At 71.1% G+C, this 270-nt stretch carries 1 protein-coding gene; it reads left to right on the top strand.

The features are described from left to right. Positions 1–270 (top strand): hypothetical protein (locus ACYYG1_RS17485; RefSeq protein WP_461211614.1); only part of this gene is annotated, 270 nt, incomplete at both ends.

The following is a 270-nucleotide window of genomic DNA, read 5'->3' as shown; positions in this document are numbered from 1 at the left end:
GCTCGCCGCGGCGCCCGCCGTGGCGAACCCGGGGGCGGCGCTGAGCATCGCGCCGAACTTCCCCGCCACCACCTTCCCGGGCGATGCCTTCACCGCCCAGCTGTCGATCTTCAACACGTCGGACGCCGACGTGCCGGAGATCGAGATCCAGCACATCCACCTCAACGCGTCGTGCGCCGACGTCAACCACCCCTGCCTGCAACCTGACGGCAACGTATTCGACCTCGCCGCCGCCGGGACCGGCTCGCTGGCCTGCACCGGGATCGGGTC

It is taken from the genome of Desulfocurvus sp. DL1XJH-121 (assembly GCF_054819825.1).
Note: the sequence above shows the minus strand (reverse complement) of the source record. Positions and strands in the feature narration are given on the sequence as shown.